17 protein-coding genes are annotated in these 19,447 nt (G+C 42.5%); 7 read left to right on the top strand and 10 right to left on the bottom strand.

The genetic code is table 11. The features are described from left to right. Window positions 1-23: 23 nt before the first annotated feature. The 7 genes from LS71_RS04030 to LS71_RS04000 are packed head-to-tail and all read right to left on the bottom strand — an operon-like array spanning window position 24 to window position 7,075. Window positions 24-1,994, bottom strand: a complete 1,971-nt coding sequence (locus LS71_RS04030; RefSeq protein WP_052057829.1) for a motility associated factor glycosyltransferase family protein — start codon at window positions 1,992-1,994, stop codon at window positions 24-26. Then, on the bottom strand, window positions 1,995-3,047 hold the full coding sequence (locus tag LS71_RS04025) for an aminopeptidase P family protein (protein WP_034352901.1): 1,053 nt from the start codon (window positions 3,045-3,047) through the stop codon (window positions 1,995-1,997). A gap of 13 nt (window positions 3,048-3,060) precedes the next feature. Beyond that, entirely contained in the window at window positions 3,061-3,537 is a 477-nt protein-coding gene (gene aroQ, locus LS71_RS04020) for a type II 3-dehydroquinate dehydratase (RefSeq protein ID WP_034352899.1), read from the bottom strand. Window positions 3,538-3,597: 60 nt separating this feature from the next. Beyond that, on the bottom strand, window positions 3,598-4,473 hold the full coding sequence (locus LS71_RS04015; protein ID WP_081946227.1) for a MotE family protein: 876 nt from the start codon (window positions 4,471-4,473) through the stop codon (window positions 3,598-3,600). Next, window positions 4,470-4,898 carry a flagellar export protein FliJ gene (locus LS71_RS04010; protein ID WP_034352896.1) on the bottom strand — a complete coding sequence of 143 codons (429 nt, stop codon included), beginning with the start codon at window positions 4,896-4,898 and terminating at the stop codon, window positions 4,470-4,472. The genes LS71_RS04015 and LS71_RS04010 overlap by 4 nt, the downstream gene beginning before the upstream one ends. A 1-nt stretch (window position 4,899) precedes the next feature. Continuing rightward, window positions 4,900-6,144: an adenylosuccinate synthase gene (locus tag LS71_RS04005; protein WP_034352894.1), complete on the bottom strand. Its 1,245-nt coding sequence runs from the start codon at window positions 6,142-6,144 to the stop codon at window positions 4,900-4,902. 10 nt (window positions 6,145-6,154) lie between these two features. Beyond that, window positions 6,155-7,075 carry an ATP phosphoribosyltransferase regulatory subunit gene (locus LS71_RS04000; protein WP_238700322.1) on the bottom strand — a complete coding sequence of 307 codons (921 nt, stop codon included), beginning with the start codon at window positions 7,073-7,075 and terminating at the stop codon, window positions 6,155-6,157. Window positions 7,076-7,145: 70 nt separating this feature from the next. On the opposite strand from LS71_RS04000, the gene mnmA reads away from it, so the two are divergent. Next, entirely contained in the window at window positions 7,146-8,183 is a 1,038-nt protein-coding gene (gene mnmA / locus LS71_RS03995; RefSeq protein ID WP_138109826.1) for a tRNA 2-thiouridine(34) synthase MnmA, read from the top strand. A 191-nt stretch (window positions 8,184-8,374) separates the two neighbouring features. Here mnmA and LS71_RS09655 read toward each other — a convergent pair whose 3' ends face one another. Further along, window positions 8,375-8,518 (bottom strand): hypothetical protein, encoded by a 144-nt coding sequence (locus LS71_RS09655; protein ID WP_238700321.1) that lies wholly within the window; start codon window positions 8,516-8,518, stop codon window positions 8,375-8,377. Between the two features lie 16 nt (window positions 8,519-8,534). On the opposite strand from LS71_RS09655, the gene LS71_RS03990 reads away from it, so the two are divergent. From LS71_RS03990 to LS71_RS03980, 3 genes are all read left to right on the top strand, one after another. Beyond that, entirely contained in the window at window positions 8,535-10,565 is a 2,031-nt protein-coding gene (locus LS71_RS03990) for a TonB-dependent receptor domain-containing protein (RefSeq protein ID WP_238700320.1), read from the top strand. 462 nt (window positions 10,566-11,027) lie between these two features. Beyond that, on the top strand, window positions 11,028-12,455 hold the full coding sequence (gene aspA, locus LS71_RS03985) for an aspartate ammonia-lyase (RefSeq protein ID WP_034352891.1): 1,428 nt from the start codon (window positions 11,028-11,030) through the stop codon (window positions 12,453-12,455). 137 nt (window positions 12,456-12,592) lie between these two features. Beyond that, window positions 12,593-14,356 carry an anaerobic C4-dicarboxylate transporter gene (locus LS71_RS03980; RefSeq protein WP_034352889.1) on the top strand — a complete coding sequence of 588 codons (1,764 nt, stop codon included), beginning with the start codon at window positions 12,593-12,595 and terminating at the stop codon, window positions 14,354-14,356. Window positions 14,357-14,451: 95 nt separating this feature from the next. Here LS71_RS03980 and LS71_RS03975 read toward each other — a convergent pair whose 3' ends face one another. Beyond that, entirely contained in the window at window positions 14,452-15,549 is a 1,098-nt protein-coding gene (locus tag LS71_RS03975) for an NAD(P)-dependent alcohol dehydrogenase (protein ID WP_034352887.1), read from the bottom strand. 242 nt (window positions 15,550-15,791) lie between these two features. After that, a complete protein-coding gene (nusA, locus tag LS71_RS03970; RefSeq protein ID WP_034352885.1) occupies window positions 15,792-16,916 on the bottom strand; it encodes a transcription termination factor NusA in 1,125 nt (374 codons plus the stop codon). A 181-nt stretch (window positions 16,917-17,097) separates the two neighbouring features. Between nusA and LS71_RS03965 the strand changes: the two genes are divergently transcribed. Genes LS71_RS03965 through LS71_RS03955 form a run of 3 tightly spaced genes read left to right on the top strand, consistent with a single transcriptional unit; the run spans window position 17,098 to window position 19,424 of the window. Then, a complete protein-coding gene (locus LS71_RS03965; RefSeq protein ID WP_034352883.1) occupies window positions 17,098-17,349 on the top strand; it encodes an HP0268 family nuclease in 252 nt (83 codons plus the stop codon). Between the two features lie 30 nt (window positions 17,350-17,379). Beyond that, window positions 17,380-18,786, top strand: coding sequence for a tRNA (N6-isopentenyl adenosine(37)-C2)-methylthiotransferase MiaB (miaB, locus tag LS71_RS03960; protein ID WP_081946226.1), 1,407 nt, complete (start codon window positions 17,380-17,382; stop codon window positions 18,784-18,786). Next, window positions 18,780-19,424 (top strand): lysophospholipid acyltransferase family protein, encoded by a 645-nt coding sequence (locus tag LS71_RS03955; protein WP_034352881.1) that lies wholly within the window; start codon window positions 18,780-18,782, stop codon window positions 19,422-19,424. Before miaB ends, LS71_RS03955 begins: the two co-directional genes overlap by 7 nt. Window positions 19,425-19,447: the final 23 nt, after the last annotated feature.

The raw sequence follows: 19,447 nt of genomic DNA, 5'->3' as shown, positions 1-19,447 counted from the left end.
AGTTCTACAAAATTCTATAAAAGCTATCTTTGGAGTGAAGCCACTAGCATTTTGTAACTCATCACCATTTTGTTTAAGCCAGATTCTATCATCTCCACGCTCCGCGCGTAAAAAAGCGCAATATCATCATGAGGTATGTGCAGCGCGCAGAGCATAAGTGTGTGCAAAATATGCGAAATACTCCCCTCAAATAGCACCCCCACAAATGGTATACTCGCTGATTTTTTAAGACTTAGTGCATAAAGGCTATCAATGCGCAAAAATAGCTCTTTTTTATTCGCCACGCCCCTATGCTCGCCATTCACACCTTTGCGCAGCATATTTAAAATCGCTTGTTTATAGGCGTTTATTTCCTCCTCATAGAATCCACTATAACTAAAAATCTTAGCCTTATCCGCACACATAAAGCCTTTCAATTGAGCTATAAAAGTGGATTTATCAATCTCGCGCAAAGTAAAATCCTCACTACTCACCGCGCGCGTGCCTTGAATATACGCCCCCTCTCCTAAATTAATCACCACCTTTGGCTTAAACGCATTCACCGCCCTGCTCATCATAGCGCTTGAGAGCGAAAAGAGCGCATCTGCATATACCCTTTTGCTCCCATTGCCCTGCACTTCATAGGCATTTTTAGGGATATTACTCTGCTCATCTCCGTAAAATGAGCCGCTTGCGTGCTTAGTTTTACCCTCAATATAACCACAATCAAGCCCGCAAATAATCACCTCTTCGCTCAATAAACACGCTAGCGCAAACCCAGCATTGCCCACATAAGGCGCTGCAAACTCAATAATAGTTTTTGAGTCGCCAAAATACGCGCTCGCACTCCCCCCGCGCATAAATAAATACGCCTCTTTGGCAAGGCTTAGCGCATTAGGCTGCACCATATTCCCACACAAAAGCGTAGTATCGCCTAAAGGAGCAGATTCTAACACTTCTTTCAAATATGAAATGCGCTCAATCTCTATTTGAAAATCAGGCGCAATGCCCGCATTTTTAAGCGGCTTTAGCGCCGTGCCACAGCTAAAAATAATCATTCTCTTAGCATTTTGCTTAATAAAAGGCAGCAAGGCATCTAAACTCGCGCCATTTCCTACCACGCATATTGGCGCATTTACGCGTTTTGGCAGGTGCAAAATAGGATATTTGCTTATAGAATCTGTGCCTAGATTTGAAAAAGTATTTCTCACCCCTATCATCTCATCATCAAAGCTCCCCCAACCGCGCGAATTAATCGCATAAGCCTGCGCGACACTTTCTTGGACTTGCTTAATCTTTGGGCTATCATAAAGCTGCAATTCAAGGCGCAAAAAATTATTTGTAATGCGCCTATGCGTGAAATAATGCTGCACAAATTCCTTATGCAACAAATCTTTCACAAATATATAGCATGAGCGCTCGCTCACGCGTTCAAACAAAAGCGGATAATCCACAAAGTAGAGTGAGATTCTAAATAAATCTATATCCTCCTCAAAAAGCAGCAATGAATGAAAGCTATACCCCTGCTCGATTAAAAATTGCAAAAACATTCCCCCAAGCAGCCCAAAAATCGTTACACTAGGCAAAAAAAGTGAGGGCAAATGAAAGCGATTAGTCCCGTTAAAATCGCGCATCATCATATCAATCATAGGATTGCAAATGCCAGCACTCAAAGGGATTTTTGCTTCATCTTGCTTATGCAGGGCTAAATGATTGGTATAAAGCGTATAGGCTTTATTATTGAGCGGATTTCTAGCAAGCTCAAAATTTTGCTCAATCATCGTATGCACACCATTTTGCACAGGATAGACAAATTGAGCGCTTTGCACATCAATAATGTTAATGCCTTTGTCAATATAAAGATTATACTGCTTTAAGGGAGCTTGCAGCTCTTTAAAAAGTGTAGGATTAAGCGAGGAAAAAAAATCCATATTAATAGCATACCGCTTAGCGGTGTAAGATTCTAAAAGGTGTAAATCCCCGCTTGCGCATATTTGGCTTAGATTTTCTCTCAATTACAAAATCTCCGCGCGCCCATTTTTCATAACCACCAAATCTTCAATCCTCACGCCAAATTCGCCAGAAAGATAAATGCCCGGCTCTATAGAAAACACCATACCATCTTCTATAATCTCCTCGCTCAAACGCGATATGCGCGGCAATTCATGTATATCAAGCCCAACGCCATGCCCTGTGCTATGCACAAAATATTTGCCATAGCCGCTTTTTTCTATCACATCGCGCGCTAATGCATCAATCTCCCTGCCGCTCATACCACTCCTAGCCTGCGAAATAGCCCTCTCTTGCGCCTTTAGGACAATCTCATAAATACGCGCGTGCTTTTTATTTTTAAACTTTTGTGATTTATGAAAATTTATATTGCCATTATTTCCATGCACTGCGGCTGTGCGCGTCATATCAGAGCAATATCGCTTATATTTTATGCCCGCATCAAAGAGCAACATATCATTTTTGGCTAGCACACATTTTTTTGAGGGCAGCGCATGGGGTTTAGCCGCGTTTGCATTAATGCCAACGATTGGCTCAAAGCTTAAAGCATACTTGCCAAAATGGCTCAAAAACTGCGTAGCACGATAATGCAGCTCCGCCTCATTTAGCTTTTTATGCAAATGCGCGCTAATGTAATCGCCAAAGTGCTTAAAGGCTTTTTTATTGAGTTTTTGTGATTTAGCAATGAGTGCAATTTCTTTTTCACTTTTTATCACTCTTAGCTTTTGGTGGAAATTTGCCTGCGCTAAAAGCTCGCATTTAATGTCGCTAAGCTTATTTTTAAGCCCCTCATACAAGCTTAAACTCAATTCATTAGGATTAAACACTATGGTTTTAACATGTAAGCTTTTTAGCACATCACACGCGCTTTGAATAAAATCGCTAGATTCTATAACCTGCGTGTGCTTTGTGCAATACTGCCTTGCCTCAAGGGTATAGCGAGAATCTGTAATAAAAAACACCATATCGCCCACGCGCACAAGCAGCGCATTATCGCAACTAAAGCCGCATTCATAATATTGGGCATTTTCATTGAGTGTGAGATAAGTATCTGTCATTTTGTCTTTTTCTCTATTTTTTCTCTGACTGCTGATTTTGCTTCATTGCTTCAATTTCAGCTGCAATTTGCAAAATACCCATGAGGGCTAAATGATAGCTAAATGCGCCAAAGCCTGTGATAACGCCCGCGCTCACCGCGCCAGTATAACTCTTAGAGCGATATTCTTCACGCGCATGAATATTGCTAATATGCACTTCAATCACAGGCACACCGCAGCTTGCAATCGCATCAGCAATCGCAATAGAAGTGTGCGAAAATGCCGCAGGATTGATAATAACGCCCACATATTCGCCGCCTATGCACTCTTGGAGCTTATCAATAATCTCCCCCTCAAAATTACTTTGAAAAAATTCTAATTGTGCATTGTGCTGTTGGGCTTGGGATTTAAGATTATTATGAATTTGCTCTAATGTAAATGTCCCATAAATGTGTGGCTCGCGATGTCCTAAGATATTAAGATTTGGTCCTTGAATGACTAAAATTTTCATACACTGCTCCTTAAAATAAATGCTAAATTATAACTAAAATCACTGCTATGCCGCTTAAAGCTAGAGTGCGTTGGGATTTTGCATAGCATTATTTTGATTTTGAGAATCTGCGTTAGGAGATGGCGCATTTTGCCCATTTTGTGCATCATCATTTGCATTATCTGGCATATCTTGCGCATTTGGCGAGTCTAGATTCTGTGTATTTGCCTCATTTTGGGTATTTATAGAATCTGTAGGCTTAGATTCTGTATTCTGCCCTGTATTTTGCGCACTTTGTGTATTTTGCTCGGTGTTAGCATTTACATTTATAGAATCTGGCAGGCGATTTGGGTCAATAGCGCGAATTTGTGAAGTGATAGCAGCAGCCTTTTGCGTATCCATTTTACCCAAAATCTTAGTAATATCGCGCACTTCCATTTGTGAGAGAATATCCACAGCCTCAGATTCTGGCATATCGGCTAAAATGGCTGCGGCTTTTGCCTCCTTTAGCCCTTTGTAGGCTTGGATTACTTTATTATCCTTTGCCTTTTTAATTTGAGAGAGAATCTCCTCATTTTTTTTAATGAGCTGCTGGATTTCTTGGCTTTTTTGCTCTAGGGCTTGGGTGTTTTTAGTATTTTGCGCCTCTAAATCAGCCTTTGATTGCTCCTGCTCCTTGGCAAAGATGACAATTTTATTATCAATTTCTTGCTCTTTTTGCTTTAACTGGCGCTCTTTCTCATCAAGCAGCACTTGCGTGGCATTTTGCAGCACTTGCAAAGCCTGCTGGCGCTCATCAATTTCATCAAGCTGGGCTTTTATCTCATTTTTGCGCGCCTCAAAAATAATGCTACAATCAAGCAGTTGAGAATCTGCAGCCCTACTTTGCACACACGCAAGGCATAAAAAAGCTGCAATCAAAAATATAGCGGCAATTTGTTTTGTGGATAGGCTCATATTATCCTGCCTCCTGCATTATTATAAAGCATAAGGGCGACTTCATCAATTTCTAATGCCTCTTGACGTTTTAGTCGCTTTATCATCTCATCTTGTGCTTTTTTCTCCAAAAATTTCACTTTTTCATACTCAATATGGCATTTTTTATACTGCTCTTGCAAAAGGGCTTTATTGGCTAAAAGTCCCTCTAATTCCTGCTTGGCAAAGGCAATGTGAGAAAGGAGCATATTTTTACTCTCCTCATAAGCCCTAAAAGCATAAAATGTGCCATTTTGTGGCATTTGTAATTGCAAAAATTCCTCTTGAAAAGCTCCAATTTGTGTTTGCTTACTCGCAATCTTATTTTCATTTTGCAAAATACTACGCTCGCAAGCCTGCATATCTTTTTTACGCAGCGACACGATAGAGCTAAATTTAGTTTTCATCTTAGCGCCTAATAATATCTGCCCGCTCTGGTGATGTAGAAATCATCGCTATACGCACGCCAATAAGCTTTTCAAGCTCTTGTATGTATAGCTTGGCTGCTTGAGGCAGGGCGCTAAATTCACGCACATGGCTTGTTTTATCCCAACCCTCAAATACCTTGTAAATAGGCTTAACGCCCTCATAATCAGTTGGCACATAATCTATCTCTTTGCCCTCATACTCATACCCCACGCATACTTTAACGCATTCAAATCCATCAAGCACATCAAGTTTCATAAGGCTTATGCTATCACAGCCATTAAGCCTACACGCATAGCGCACAGCTAGCGCATCAAACCACCCGCAACGGCGCGCTCTGCCTGTCGTCGTGCCAAACTCTTTACCCACTTCGCGGATTCTATGGCCTATGTCGCCCTTTTCTTCAGTGGGGAAAGCGCCATTGCCAACCCTTGTGCAATACGCCTTTGCAATGCCAATCACACTATGAATATCGCGCGGAGCTAACCCACTGCCGCTACACGCTCCTGCGGCGATAGTAGTCGAGCTAGTTACAAAAGGATAAGTGCCATGGTCAATATCAAGCATACTGCCCTGCGCGCCTTCGCACAAAATCTTTTTACCCTGCGCTTGAGCGCTCCACAAAAGCTGCGCGCTATCCACTACAAAAGGCAAAATCTTAGGCGCAATAGATTCTATATGCGCCATTACAGAATCTACGCTAGGTAATTCCACGCCATAGAGGCTTTGCACATACTGCATTTGTGCGTGAATGGATTCTATCTTGCTTCTTAGTAACTCTAAATGTTTTAAATCCGTAATGCGCACGCCATGTCGGGCAATCTTATCTGTATAGCATGGTCCTATGCCCTTGCCTGTAGTGCCTATAGCCGTTTGCTGCAAACTTTTCTCGCGCGCCTTGTCTAATATCTCATGGTAGGGCAAAATAATATGTGCCTTATCGCTTATAAACAATCGTCCCTCTAAGTCCTTAAATGCGCTCATTTCATCAAGCAATGCATTAAGGTTAATCACCACGCCATTACCGATAACATTTTTGCAATGGCTATACAAAATACCAGAGGGCAGCAGGTGAAGGGCAATTTTTTGAGAATCTACAACAATAGTATGCCCTGCATTATGCCCACCCTGATAGCGCACGACATAATCATACTCTTTTGCTAAGGCATCAACAATCTTGCCCTTGCCCTCATCACCCCACTGAATCCCCACAATCACATCAGCCATACCATTCTCCTTAGCATAAACATTTAACCACAGCATCTGTATAGATAGCAAAGCCGCACGAATACTGCTCGCCTACGCTATACTTGCCACCTTGCAATAAAGTCGCGTTGCCCATAAACATTCTAAAAAATAAATCCCCATAATACGAACTAGGCGTGAAAGCAAGGGGAGAAAAAATACTTTTTTCATACTCACAATAACTCGCGCACTCTAGTAATCGCTCTAATTCATCTTTTAAAAATGATGGCGCGTTTTTAATGGCTTTCTGCACATCTTGCTTAGTTTTAACATACACTAAATCCGCGATATAGCCCTCCATTTCTAAAAGCTTGCCTGCCTCTTGTGAGGCAAATACTTGTATATCTACCCCGCTATGCTGCGCGCAAAGTAGCGGAATTTTCATATTTGAAATTTGCAAATATGGCTTTAATCCTAGCTCCTGTATAATTCCCACTCCCAAGCACATAACTGGCGATAAGCTCTCCCCGCCCAAATGCTCCGCGCCAATTTGGTGAATTTCAGTAGTAGGGTAGCTAAAAACTGGCTGGATATAAAACCATTTTTTATGCTCGCTGCTGCGTGTAATGCGCTTTGTGATAATACGCATAGCATCAATAGTCGTATCATAACGCAAAGAAATTTGATGATTGCTCTCACTGCTTAAGCGCACAATATCGCGATTAAAAATGTCGCCCTGATGCTCTAAAAAAGTAAAAGTGGGCGTTACAATCTCCTTATAATCATTCTCATAAAATGCCCTAATTGCGCAAGATTCTATATCGCGCTTTAATTTGGCTGATGTGTCAAAATATAATTTACTTCCTTGCGGCAATTCATGCTCTAAAATCACGACTAAACCTTTTAAGCAATATCTATGTGTGTCATTCAAAAAAGGCAAGATTATATCACAAAATCGTTTTTGAGTGAGCATTTACGCATAACTTACTCCAAAATGCTACACTCCCCACTCCCAAAAACCATAATAAAACAAAAGGATTTTTATGAAAGTTGCACTTCTTATGAGCGGGGGCGTGGATAGCTCTTATTGCGCCCATCTGCTTTCATCACAAGGATATGAAGTTATAGGGCTTTATCTCAAATTACATGATAAAGAGAAAAAACATAATATTTTTATTAAAAATTGCCAGCAGGTGAGCGAGCGTCTAGGCATTGCCTTTGAGGTGGTGGATTTGCGCGAGGCATTTAAGCAAAATGTATATGATAGCTTTGTGCGCTCCTACAAAGAGGGACAGACGCCAAACCCCTGCGCTATTTGCAATCCTTTAATGAAATTTGGTTTGGGACTGCAGAAAGCTGATGAGCTAGGCTGTGACTATATCGCCACAGGACATTATGCGCAGATTAAAGAAGTAGAGGGCATTAAGCGCATTGCAAAAGCCGTAGATGATACCAAAGACCAAAGCTATTTCCTTTACGCGCTGCCACAAGAAGCCATCGATAGGATTATTTTCCCTCTTGGTGGATTCTATAAAGAAGATGTGAAAAAAACAGCACTTAACCTCCTGCCCTTTCTTGGCACGCTACAAACCTATAAAGAATCACAAGAAATCTGCTTTGTGGAGGAGAGCTACATTGATATTTTAAAACTGCATGAAAAGGTTGATGAAGAGGGCATTGTGCGCGATACACAAGGCAAGGCTGTAGGCAAGCACAAAGGCTATATGCACTACACTATCGGTAAGCGCAAGGGCTTTAGTGTCTTTGGCTCTCATGAACCGCACTATGTGAAAGCGATTAATCCGCTAAGTAATGAAATTGTCGTTGGCACAAAAGAAGAGCTTGCTGTAGATTCTATAAAAGCGCTCAATAAAAGCCTCCCGCAAGCCTTTAATGGCGGTGTGTATGATGTGAAAGTGCGCTATCGCAGTGTGCCGCTTAAAGCACAAATTGACATAGATGGCGATTATATCCACGCCCAACTTTTAGAATCTGCCTATGGCGTAGCGCAAGGACAAGCCTTAGTGCTGTATCAGGGTGATTGCGTGCTAGGCGGCGGGGTGATTACTCAAGCGCAATAGGCGGCTTTAGCGCGAAATTGTGAGAGTGCGCGGCTTTTTGTTTAAAAAGCAACAGCGCGGACATAATAGAATCTGCATAAAAATTTTAGTAATTATTCCTATCAACTTATTTTAAGTTTTAATCGCTAGAATGCAATTTCACAAATATTTCACATTAAAAAAGGATTTAAATGAAAACAATTAGCAGAATTTTAACGGGGGGGGGGGCTAATACTACTTTTTAGCTCCGCTCTAGGCGATGAGCTTAATACACAAGCAGCAGATTCTATCTCTACCACTTCTCCCACCTCTAGTTCATCTAATTCACAGCCCACAGCCTCTGCGCGCAATGTCAAATTGCAAAAGTCCGTTGTGAGCGCCACTGCAGGGAGTGAAAAAAATGTCGTTGATGCGCCCGCATCTGTGAGCGTTATTAGTAAAGAGGAGCTAGAGCAAAAGCCCTACCGCGATTTGGGCGAGGCAATTAAAGAAATTCCGGGCGTGAGTGTGGAGGGCACAAGCAACAAGCTTGGAGCAAACGCTATCTCTATTCGCGGTATGCCCGCGGGATATACGCTATTTCTTATCGATGGCTTAAGGCAAAATCCTAGCGGTGATGTCGCCACAGCAAACTTAGGTGTGGGCGTGTATAATACCTTTATGCCACCCCTAAGCGCGATTGAGCGCATTGAAGTTATACGAGGACCGATGAGCACGCTTTATGGAAGCGATGCGCTAGGCGGAGTGATTAATGTCGTTACAAAGCCTATCACAAAGCAATGGAGCGGCAGCTTTCAATCGCAATTTGTCGCACCAGAATCGCCTACTTTTGGCAACACCTACCAAAACTCCCTCTACATCACAGGACCTTTAGCGGAGAAGCTAGGCTTAACCTTGCGCGCACGCCAAATCACGCGTGAAGCAAGCAAGCAGCCTACAAATGATAGAGGAGATACAATCAATTCATTTTTTGGCACGCAATATGTGGCATATAATATCGGTGGGCGCTTAACTTATCTGCCAAATGAGAAAAATACCTTGTATGCGGATATTGACTACACGCAATCCACTTATGATAATCAATTAGGGCAAATTGGCACGCTAGGTGTTAATGCACAAGGTCGAGGCGGCTATACAGAGTGGGTAGGTATGAATAAACTTAGCTCAAGCCTCGCACATATGGGTAGCTATGGCTTTGGCACTTGGCGCAATAGCCTGCAATATATGCGCTCAGATAATACCGGGCGACTAGTCGCAGGCAATGTGAGTTCGCCAAATTTAGGTAAAAATCGCGGCATTGCAAGTAATGACATCATCGCAGATTCTAGACTTTTGTTTTATCTTGGGGAGTCTAATAATCTTAATGTAGGGCTTGAATATCGCCACGAAAATTACCATGATTTAGCCGCTACGCCCGCTAATCACAATCGCAACACCTTTGCTGCCTTTGTAGAAGATGAGTGGAATATTTTTAAACCCCTAACCCTAACGCTTGGCGCGCGCTATAATTATAATGACAAATTTGGCTCAAATGTAAGCCCACGCGCGTATTTAGTCTATGAGATTATAGATAATTGGTCGCTTAAAGGGGGCGTGGCTACAGGGTATAAAGCCCCTTATGCTAATCAACTTATTGATGCAGTATATGGCTATGGCTCTCAAGGCACGCTTGCCTTTTTGGGAAATCCTGACTTAAAGGCGGAGAGCTCTATAAGCTATGAAGTAGGCACGGTCTTTGATGGCAGCTATGTTGATTTTTCACTCACTATCTTTAAAACTAATTTTAAGGACAAGATAGAATCTCAAAGGGTAAGCAAAGTCGCAGGTAGTGCGAACTATAGTGAAACTTGCGCGCTCTATGGTGGCAGTAATGCTGCGTGTAATCGCACCTACAACGCCGATAGCGCGTATTCTCAAGGGATAGAGGCAAGCTTTGGCATTAAGCCTATTTATGGCATTGGCTTTGATGTGAGCTACACCTACATAGATTCTGAAATTACCTCCGGCACGAATAAGGGCAATCCTCTCTCCACCACCGCGCGCAATAATCTCTTTGGCAAGCTAAGCTATAATTATCGTGCCTTTGGTATGTATCTGCAAGCCCACTACAAAGAAGGTATCGTAAATACAAGCGCTATAGGCGATGACGCAGCGGCTCAAGGCTTAAGAAATCTCTTTGGTGGCATCTACTATAAGCCCTCTGTTGCGCTTAATCTAGGCATGCATTATAAGCTAACACAAAATATTCGCTTAAATGGCGGCGTGTATAATCTACTAGATACAAACTTTGCTGATTTCCGCTGGTATAATAATGGCACAACAGCTGGAGCAAGTGTTAATTACTATGGACCTGTTATTCAAGAAGGGCGCAGGTATTGGCTCAATATCGCCTTTGATTTCTAAGCTTGATTGCATGGCTTTGCCGACATTTATAAAACCGCGCGGCTTTTACGCTAATAAAAGTCGCAGCGTAGGAGTTTATAGAATCTAACCTCAAAAAACAAGTTGATAGATGCTTTAAGCAGCTATAACTTTATACTTTAGGCGCACAGATGAGCTTTGCTCATCTGTGTAAGATGCGCGCGGCAAGCTTGCTTGCAATAGCGCGGAATTTATAGAATCTAGCCTTAGATTCTATAACCGCACTGCTTAACCTCACTATAATTTATTTTTATTTAAGAATTAGTGAATACATTTCAGCTTATATTTTAAAATATTCTTAAATATATAACTTTTATAACTTAACATTAGCTTTATTTAAAGTATTCAATTATTTTTTTATATTATTTTCAGTTTTTAAGGCATAGAATCTTAACCGCAAAGTTATCTTTTAAGATAACTATTTTACTTAACAAGGAGAGTTTCATGGCAAAGCGCGTGGAGCATGATTTTATCGGGGAGCTAGAGATTGATGATAGTTTGTATTACGGGGTGCAGACCTTTCGGGCGCTGCAAAATTTCCATATCACAGGGCGAAAACTTAGCGAGTATCCTAGTTTCATAAAAGCATTCGCACAGGTAAAAAAAGCCGCCGCACAGGCTAATAATGAGCTTAATTTGCTAGATTCTAACATCACAGAGGCGATTTGCAAGGCGTGCGATAGAATCATAAATGGCGAGTTTAAGGAGCAGTTTGTCGTGGATATGATACAAGGGGGCGCTGGCACTAGCACGAATATGAACGCAAATGAGGTCATCGCAAACATCGCGTTAGAGATTTTGGGGCATAAAAAGGGCGAGTATAAATTTTGCCACCCAAATGACCATGTGAATTTGAGCCAAAGCACCAATGATGCGTATCCTACGGCGATTCATGTGGCACTATATGCTGAGCTTAGCAACCTAGCAAATGATATGGAGGTGCTAAAAAGCGCGTTTCTTAAGAAGGCAAATGAGTTTAAAGATGTGCTAAAAATGGGGCGCACGCAACTGCAAGATGCCGTGCCAATGACTTTGGGGCAGGAGTTTCACACATTTGGCGTGATGATGGGTGAAGATATTGAGCGTGTGAAAGAGGCTAGAGAGCTAATTACCGAGATAAATATGGGCGGAACGGCGATTGGCACGGGCATAAACTCAGACCCAAAATACCCTAAAATCGTGCAAAAGAAACTTTGCGAAGTCACAGGCTATCCATTCGTAACCGCTGATGACTTAATCGAGGCTACGCAGGATACGGGCGCGTATGTGCAAGTTAGCGGCGTTTTGAAGCGTGTGGCAGTGAAACTTAGCAAGGTTTGTAACGACTTGCGGCTACTTAGCAGCGGTCCTCGCGCTGGGCTAAATGAGATTAATCTCCCTAAAATGCAGCCCGGAAGCTCCATAATGCCCGGTAAAGTCAATCCCGTGATACCTGAGGTCGTAAATCAGGTGTGCTACGCTGTGATAGGCAATGATGTGACCGTTAGCTTTGCAAGTGAGGGCGGGCAGCTGCAGTTGAATGTCTTTGAGCCTGTGATTGCCTATGGGCTGTTTAATAGCATTACGATGCTGCGAAATGCAATGCTAACTCTTGCGAGTAAGTGCGTGGAGGGGATAAGCGCGAATGAGAAAGTGTGCAGTGACTTTGTGTTTAATAGCATTGGCATTGTCACTGCGCTAAATCCATATATTGGCTATGAAAACTCGGCAAGTATCGCTAAAGAAGCCCTGCAAAGTGGCAAAAGCGTGCGCGAGATTGCCTTAGCGCGCGGCTTGCTAGATTCTAAACAATTAGATGAAATTTTCAAACCTGCAAATATGCTAAACCCGCACATGAGCGCGGAGGATAAGGCGAGGTTTGGCAAACACTAAGCTACACTAAACTTACATCATTTGGCGCGGGATAGAATCTGCGCCAAACTTCGTTTATTCAAGGCTAGATTCTATGTTTTAGCTTTTAAGCTTAAACTAGGCATACAAACATAGACAATAATAAAAAGGAGGGGGTAATGGATAGTATTTTGCTTATTTTACAAGTGGCAGTATTACTTGGGGCAATCTTTTTGGGCATAAGGCTAGGAGGTATGGCCATAGGCTATGCTGGAGGCTTTGGTGTGGTGATTTTATGTCTTGGCTTAGGTATGAAGCCCGGTGATATCCCATGGGACGTAATCTTAATTATAATGTCTGTAATCGCAGCCATAGCGGCTATGCAGCTTGCTGGTGGGCTAGATTATATGGTGCAGGTGGCAGAAAAAATCTTACGCAAAAATCCAAAGTATATTAATTATCTAGCCCCTAGCGTGACATATTTCCTTACATTTCTAGCTGGCACAGGGCATACAGCATTTTCTATGATACCTGTGATTGTCGAAGTGGCAAAGGAGCAAAATATTAAGCCCTCCGCACCACTCTCCATTGCTGTGGTGGCTAGTCAAATCGCTATTACCGCTTCCCCTGTGAGCGCGGCTGTAGTGTATATGAGCGGCGTGCTAGAGCCTTTTGGCTGGAGCTATCCTACGCTATTATTAGTGTGGCTTATTACTACTTTTAGCGCGTGTATGCTCACTGCCTTTGTGGTGAGTAAATTTTTCCCCCTTGATTTAAGCAAAGATATTATCTATCAAGAGCGATTAAAGGCTGGTTTAGTCAAGCCAAGCAGCGGTGCGCAACATATGGAGCTAAGAAAGGGTGCAAAGCTTAGTGTAGGCATATTTTTGGGCGGCGTGCTATGCGTGGTAATCTATGCCACTTCTATTTCAGATGTGGTAAGAGCGCCGCTTTTAAGGCTTATAAATAGCCACATACCCCTAGATATGGAGCAAGAGCTTTTTAATATCAAAAGCCAAGCTATTGGCATGCTCAAAAGTGCTTCAAGCGATGTCAATCAAGCCACGCAAAAGCTAGATGCTGAATTTAGTAAAATGCAAGCGCTATTTATAGAATCTAAGGGCGCATTTAGGGATAAAAATGGCGCATTTGATGAAACTAAAATTAGCGCGTATGTGGATTCTCTAAATATCTTGCAGCACAATATCGTACATGCTAAAGAATTAGGCGTAGATGATAAGCTAAAGGAGGTTAAAGCATTTTTAGAATCTAAACTAAGCGAGCTTAACGCAAGAGCGCAAGATTCTATAAAAGAGGATATAAATGAGGAGGGCTTTAGCGTAAAGGTGGCTAAGATGATAAAAAGTTACATCGACCCCGTGCGCTTAAGCCGAGATGGCGCGATTATGAGCTTTATGCTGCTTATTGCGACTTGCATTGTGATTTTTTGCAAAGTCGATAGCGGCGCCTTACCAAATGCTAGCACCTTTAAATCGGGTATGACCGCTTGCGTGTGCGTTTTAGGCGTAGCATGGCTAGGCAATACCTTTGTGGGCGGGTATAAAGAAGAGATTGGCGCGCTAGCAAGCAAGCTTGTGGGCGATTATCCCGCACTTTTAAGCGTGGCGCTATTTCTAGCTAGTATGCTGCTCTACTCGCAGGCTGCCACAGCAAAAGCGATTATGCCTGTGGTGATTGGCGCGCTTGGCATAAGTGCGGCAAATCCAGAATCTAGCTATATTTTAGTGGCGAGCTTTGCGGCTGTCTCCGCGCTCTTTGTGCTGCCTACTTATCCAACGCTTTTAGGCGCGGTGCAAATGGACGACACAGGCTCAACGCGCATAGGCAAATATGTGTTTAACCACAGCTTTATACTGCCGGGTACTATTGCCATTATTTTTTCTGTGGCACTGGGCTTTATTGTGGCGCCACTTTTTGCCTAAAAGTATAAAGTTATAGCTGCTTAAAGCATCTATCAACTTAGTTTTTAAGGCTAGATTCTATAAATTTATAGAATCTAGTCTCTCTTTCATAGGCTTCACCCCTCAAGCTTACTCATATCCACCACATAGCGGAATTTTGCCTTGCCATCAGTCAAATTGTCATAGGCGAGATTTATGTCATTTGGCGTTATCATTTCGATTTCAGGGTAGATTCCATGTTTTAGCGAAAAGTCAAGCATTTCTTGCGTCTCCTTAATACCGCCTATCAAACTCCCATACACACGGCGATTTGGGCTAAAGACAAGGCGCGTCATATCAGTCTTTATAGTCGCATTCTCAGGTGGCAGCCCCACAATCGCAAAATCCCCGCCATATCGCAGTAAATTCACATAACGCATAGGGTCATACCGCGTAGGAATCGTGCTTATGATAAAATCAAACCTCTCTTTTATAGAATCTAGCTTATCAATCGTGTAAAGATTGCTCGCGCCAAGTTCAATGGCAGCCTGCTCCTTATTGCGATTACGCGCAAAAATGCTAACCTCCGCGCCAAATAGCTTAGCATATTTTAACGCCATAACGCCAAGCCCGCCAAATCCAGCGATACCAACCTTCATTCCCTTGCCAACCTTGCTAAATTTTAAGGGCGAATAAGTCGTAATGCCCGCACAAAGCAAAGGCGCGACTTTCTCTAGCGGCGCATCTTGCGGCACTTTTAGGGCGAAATGCTCATTTACCACGATATTATTGCTATAACCGCCATAAGTTGGCTCGTCGTTATGAAAGCAATCCTTGCAGTCGTAGGTAAAGACAAGCTTGCCATTCTCGCAAAACTGCTCCATACTCTCCTTGCACGCGCGACACTGCCCACAGCTATTTACCATGCAGCCAACCCCGGCGTAATCACCGACTTTAAACTTGCTGACTTTATCGCCCGCCGCCACGATACGCCCAGCAATCTCATGTCCGGGCACCATAGGATAAATGCCCGGATGCCACTCACTGCGCGCGGAATGAATGTCGCTATGGCAGATTCCAGCGTATAGAATCTCGATTAGCACATCATTTTGCCCCATCGCATGACGCGTGAAATCAAATGGCTTAAATGTGTCGTTTTTATCACGCACCGCAAAGCCTTTCGCACTTATGCGTTTGCCCTCTTTTGCCTCTTGTAAATTCATTTTTAGTAGCATTTTGCCTCCTTATATTCGAAATAGATTCTATGCTATGGAATCTTATCGCGTATTATAAAAAATGAGTGCTACTCTAAGTCAAGGGGTTTTGTAAAATATAGAATCTAGCCTTAAAAACTAAGTTGATAGATGCTTTAAGCAACTATAACTTTATACTTTAGGCGTCGCAGGGCAATTCACTTGCCCGAAGATAAGACTGCGCGGCTTTTTGTTAAAAAAGCAATAGCGCGGAGTTATAGAATCTAGTCTTTAAAAAGCGAGCTTAACGCATCAATCCCGCGCTTTTCACCCTCTATCTTTTCTTCTTTGCGCTCTTCACTTGCAATCTCGTTAAATTCAATATCGCACTCGCAAAGCATACTCGCAAGGCGGATATTTACGCCATTTTTGCCAATGGCTTTGCTTTTCTGCTCACTTTTAATTTGCACGATAGCCTTATGGCGCGCGCCTTCTTGCCCCTGCTCTATTTTAACCCCTAGAATCTGCGCAGGTGTCAAAGCCTTTGCCACAAAGATTTCAAGCGCGCTATGATATTCTATGCAATCAATGCTCTCCCCAGCTAGTTCAGCGCTCACAGCATTAATGCGCACGCCTTTCACGCCCACACAGCAGCCAATTGGGTCGATGCGTGGATTATGAGAATATACCGCCACTTTTGCGCGCTCACCGGGGATTCTAGCACTTTTAAAAATAATCACCTCGTTATCCTTAATCTCTGGCACCTCCATTGCCAAAAGCTCCTCTAAAAACTTCGGTGTGGTGCGGGAAAGCTCCACTTGCAAACCATTTTTATTAATGCTTACAAATTTTAAAATCGCGCGCACGCAATCGCCGATTTTAAACTGCTCGCCTTTGATACGATTTTTTTGCGGCAAAATGGCGCGAATGCTCTCAATTTCGATAAAAGTATTGCCCTGCTCATCTACGCCCACAACTTGCCCATTAACGATTTTACCCACTTGCGCGCGAAAATTTTGCAAAATTTGGTCTTCAATGGAGCGCTGCAAGTGGTATTCAAGGTTTAAAAAAAGTTTATTAATCGCACCTCTACTCATAGAATCTAGCTGCAATTCACAATCCACCTCATCGCCCACACTCACATCGCCTAGCAATCGCGCTTGCGCAAGGGGGATAAAAGTCGCCTCCTCCTCTTTGGTGAGAATCTTATCATCTGGAGAGACTTTTTTACGATAAAAAAGCTTTAAAGTGCGCTCTTTGGTATCCTGCTCGATGAAATAATCATAAAGCGGATTAATCTCTTCTTGCGCGATTTTAATAATCCCCTCTTTTACAATATCTAGCACCACCTGGCTATCTAAGCCCTTTTCATAGGCAATCAATTCAATAATGTCCAAAATTTTTTCCATAAAATGCATACTCCTTACAATCGTATTTATGTGGATTGCGCCTTTGCGTGCAGGCATCTCAATGCGCAAAGGGCGTTCATGCGAGATAAGTGATTATAATAAAATTTAGCTTAAAGTTTCAAAAATATGCCTTTTTTAGCTATAATGCGCGCTTTTACTTGCCATTTTTCAAGGAGCATTTATGGAGCTTAAACTTGCTAAAAACACGCTATCTACGAACAAAAAAGCAAATGCGGCAAAAATCACTTGTGAGGATATACTCAAAAAAGTTGCACAAGGTGAGCATATTTTCTACTTTGATAGAGAAAATTCGCATAAAGATATGCAAAAAGCCTGCGCATTCTTTCAAAAGGCGGGCTTGCACACTTATTTAAATGAAGTGCGCTATGGGCTTGATGAGACAAGCTATATTTATGAGCTACACATCGTTTGAGACTAATTTATAGAATCTAGATTCTAAAAAATGAAACTTTTCATACAAACTATGGGTTGTGCGATGAATGAGCGCGATTCGGCGCATATTATTGCAGAATTATCACAAAAAAAGCACTACACGCTAACAGATAATGCCAAAGAAGCAGATTTAATCCTAATCAACACCTGCTCTGTGCGAGAAAAGCCCGAAAAAAAGCTATTTTCAGAAATTGGACAATTTGCAAAAGAGAAAAAAGCAGGGGCAAAAATTGGCATTTGCGGCTGCACAGCTAGCCATTTGGGCGAGGAGATTATCAAAAAAGCCCCTAGTGTGGATTTTGTGTTAGGCGCGCGCAATGTCTCTAAAATCACGCAAGTGCTGGAGCGCCCAAAGGCTGTGGAGGTGGATATTAACTATGATGATAGCACCTATGTGTTTGCCTCGCCGCAGACTATGGGCATTAAAGCCACTTTGAATATTTCTATTGGTTGTGATAAAAAATGCAGCTATTGCATTGTGCCTTTTACGCGTGGGCGCGAAATTTCAATCCCACAAGATTTGCTTTTAAGGGAGGCAAGGAGGCTTGTAGATTCTGGAGTAAAAGAGCTTTTGCTCTTAGGGCAGAATGTCAATCACTATGGAGTGAGATTTTCTACCCCGCACCCTAAGACTAATTTTGCAGATTTATTAAATAATCTTAGTGAAATTAAAGGGCTTTATAGAATCCGCTTTACCTCTCCGCACCCGCTGCATATGGACGATGCGTTTTTGCATACTTTTGCGCAAAATCCTGTGATTGCCAAAGGCATACATATTCCCCTGCAGAGCGGCTCAAGCAGAGTGCTAAAAATGATGAAGCGCGGCTATGATAAGGCGTGGTATCTTGATAGGATTGCAAAGCTTAAAGCGCTGCTGCCTGATGTGGGCATTGGCACGGATATTATTGTGGGCTTTCCTACAGAATCTCAAGCAGATTTTAAGGATACTTTAGAAGTGCTTTCTTTAGTGGAGTTTGATACGCTCTATAGCTTTGTGTATTCGCCCCGACCGCACACAAGCGCGTATGAATATGATAAAAGCTGGCTTATAGAGCCAAAGCTAGCAAAAGAGCGCCTAGCGACATTACAGAATCTACACAAGCAAATCTTACGCAAAAAGGCGCAAAAAGAAATTGGCAAATGTTATGAAATTTTAGTCGAAAATAATCGCGATGATGAGGAGCATTGCTTTAGTGAGGGGCGCACAAGCAATAATAAACTCATTAAAATACTAGGCAAAAAATGTCCCATTGGCTCAATTGCGCAAGTTAAAATTACAAAAAATGAGGGTGGCGCGCTTATGGGGGAATTTGTGCAAGAGCTAAGCCTAGAGCAAGCCCTAAAAGCAAATACAATAACCCATACCGCTAAGCCAAACAAAGGGGAAAGCAGCGTTGTAGCTGGAGTGGTATGCTAAGCAAAGATACAAAGCGCCAAATCATAGCCAAAGTCGCTCCACTGCTTATGTATGTGGTGCTGTGGATTTTGTATGCGCTCACAAGGCATAGATTTTATATTACTCCCTATGTGGGCAAGGAAAATATTATCGGGGCGTTTTGGCATGGAGAATTTTTAATGCTGCCCTTTATTTATAAGCAATTACAAAAACAAATGAGCAAAGAGCGCAATAAGGGCTACTACATCATTGCTTCACATCATTTTGATGCGCAACTTATGGTCAATCTTTGCGCACTTTTTGGCTTAAAACCCTTACGCGGCTCAACTTCAAAGGGAGGATTAAAGGTATTAATAGAATCTTTAAAACTGCTTGAAAATGGCTATGACATAGGCATTGCCCCTGATGGTCCAAAGGGACCCTATCACAGCATAGGCGATGGCGTGGTGGCGATGAGCAAAAAAACAAAGCGGCGCATTATCCCCATGCGCGTGGTGTATAGCAAATATTGGGAGCTTAAATCTTGGGATAAATTTCGCATTCCCAAACCATTTTCGCGTATTGATTATTACGCTCTTGATGGCTTTGTAGTGGAGGAGGATATGGATTTAGAATCTGCAAAGGCGCTGTTAAAGGCATATTTAGAAAAGGAACTTTAAATGCTTATAACTCTTTGGAAACT

Origin of the sequence: Helicobacter jaachi (assembly GCF_000763135.2) — a bacterium.
GTDB classification, from domain to species: domain Bacteria; phylum Campylobacterota; class Campylobacteria; order Campylobacterales; family Helicobacteraceae; genus Helicobacter_C; species Helicobacter_C jaachi.
Note: the sequence above shows the minus strand (reverse complement) of the source record. Positions and strands in the feature narration are given on the sequence as shown.

Excerpts from the sequence above, each read along its gene's own strand:
- LS71_RS04025 (WP_034352901.1), bottom strand. The coding sequence starts at position 3,047 with ATGACAGATACTTATCTCACACTCAATGAAAATGCCCAATATTATGAA.
- aroQ (WP_034352899.1), bottom strand. The coding sequence starts at position 3,537 with ATGAAAATTTTAGTCATTCAAGGACCAAATCTTAATATCTTAGGACAT.
- LS71_RS04015 (WP_081946227.1), bottom strand. The coding sequence starts at position 4,473 with ATGAGCCTATCCACAAAACAAATTGCCGCTATATTTTTGATTGCAGCT.
- LS71_RS04010 (WP_034352896.1), bottom strand. The coding sequence starts at position 4,898 with ATGAAAACTAAATTTAGCTCTATCGTGTCGCTGCGTAAAAAAGATATG.
- LS71_RS04005 (WP_034352894.1), bottom strand. The coding sequence starts at position 6,144 with ATGGCTGATGTGATTGTGGGGATTCAGTGGGGTGATGAGGGCAAGGGC.
- LS71_RS04000 (WP_238700322.1), bottom strand. The coding sequence starts at position 7,075 with ATGCTCACTCAAAAACGATTTTGTGATATAATCTTGCCTTTTTTGAAT.
- mnmA (WP_138109826.1), top strand. The coding sequence starts at position 7,146 with ATGAAAGTTGCACTTCTTATGAGCGGGGGCGTGGATAGCTCTTATTGC.
- aspA (WP_034352891.1), top strand. The coding sequence starts at position 11,028 with ATGGCAAAGCGCGTGGAGCATGATTTTATCGGGGAGCTAGAGATTGAT.
- LS71_RS03980 (WP_034352889.1), top strand. The coding sequence starts at position 12,593 with ATGGATAGTATTTTGCTTATTTTACAAGTGGCAGTATTACTTGGGGCA.
- LS71_RS03975 (WP_034352887.1), bottom strand. The coding sequence starts at position 15,549 with ATGCTACTAAAAATGAATTTACAAGAGGCAAAAGAGGGCAAACGCATA.
- nusA (WP_034352885.1), bottom strand. The coding sequence starts at position 16,916 with ATGGAAAAAATTTTGGACATTATTGAATTGATTGCCTATGAAAAGGGC.
- LS71_RS03965 (WP_034352883.1), top strand. The coding sequence starts at position 17,098 with ATGGAGCTTAAACTTGCTAAAAACACGCTATCTACGAACAAAAAAGCA.
- miaB (WP_081946226.1), top strand. The coding sequence starts at position 17,380 with ATGAAACTTTTCATACAAACTATGGGTTGTGCGATGAATGAGCGCGAT.
- LS71_RS03955 (WP_034352881.1), top strand. The coding sequence starts at position 18,780 with ATGCTAAGCAAAGATACAAAGCGCCAAATCATAGCCAAAGTCGCTCCA.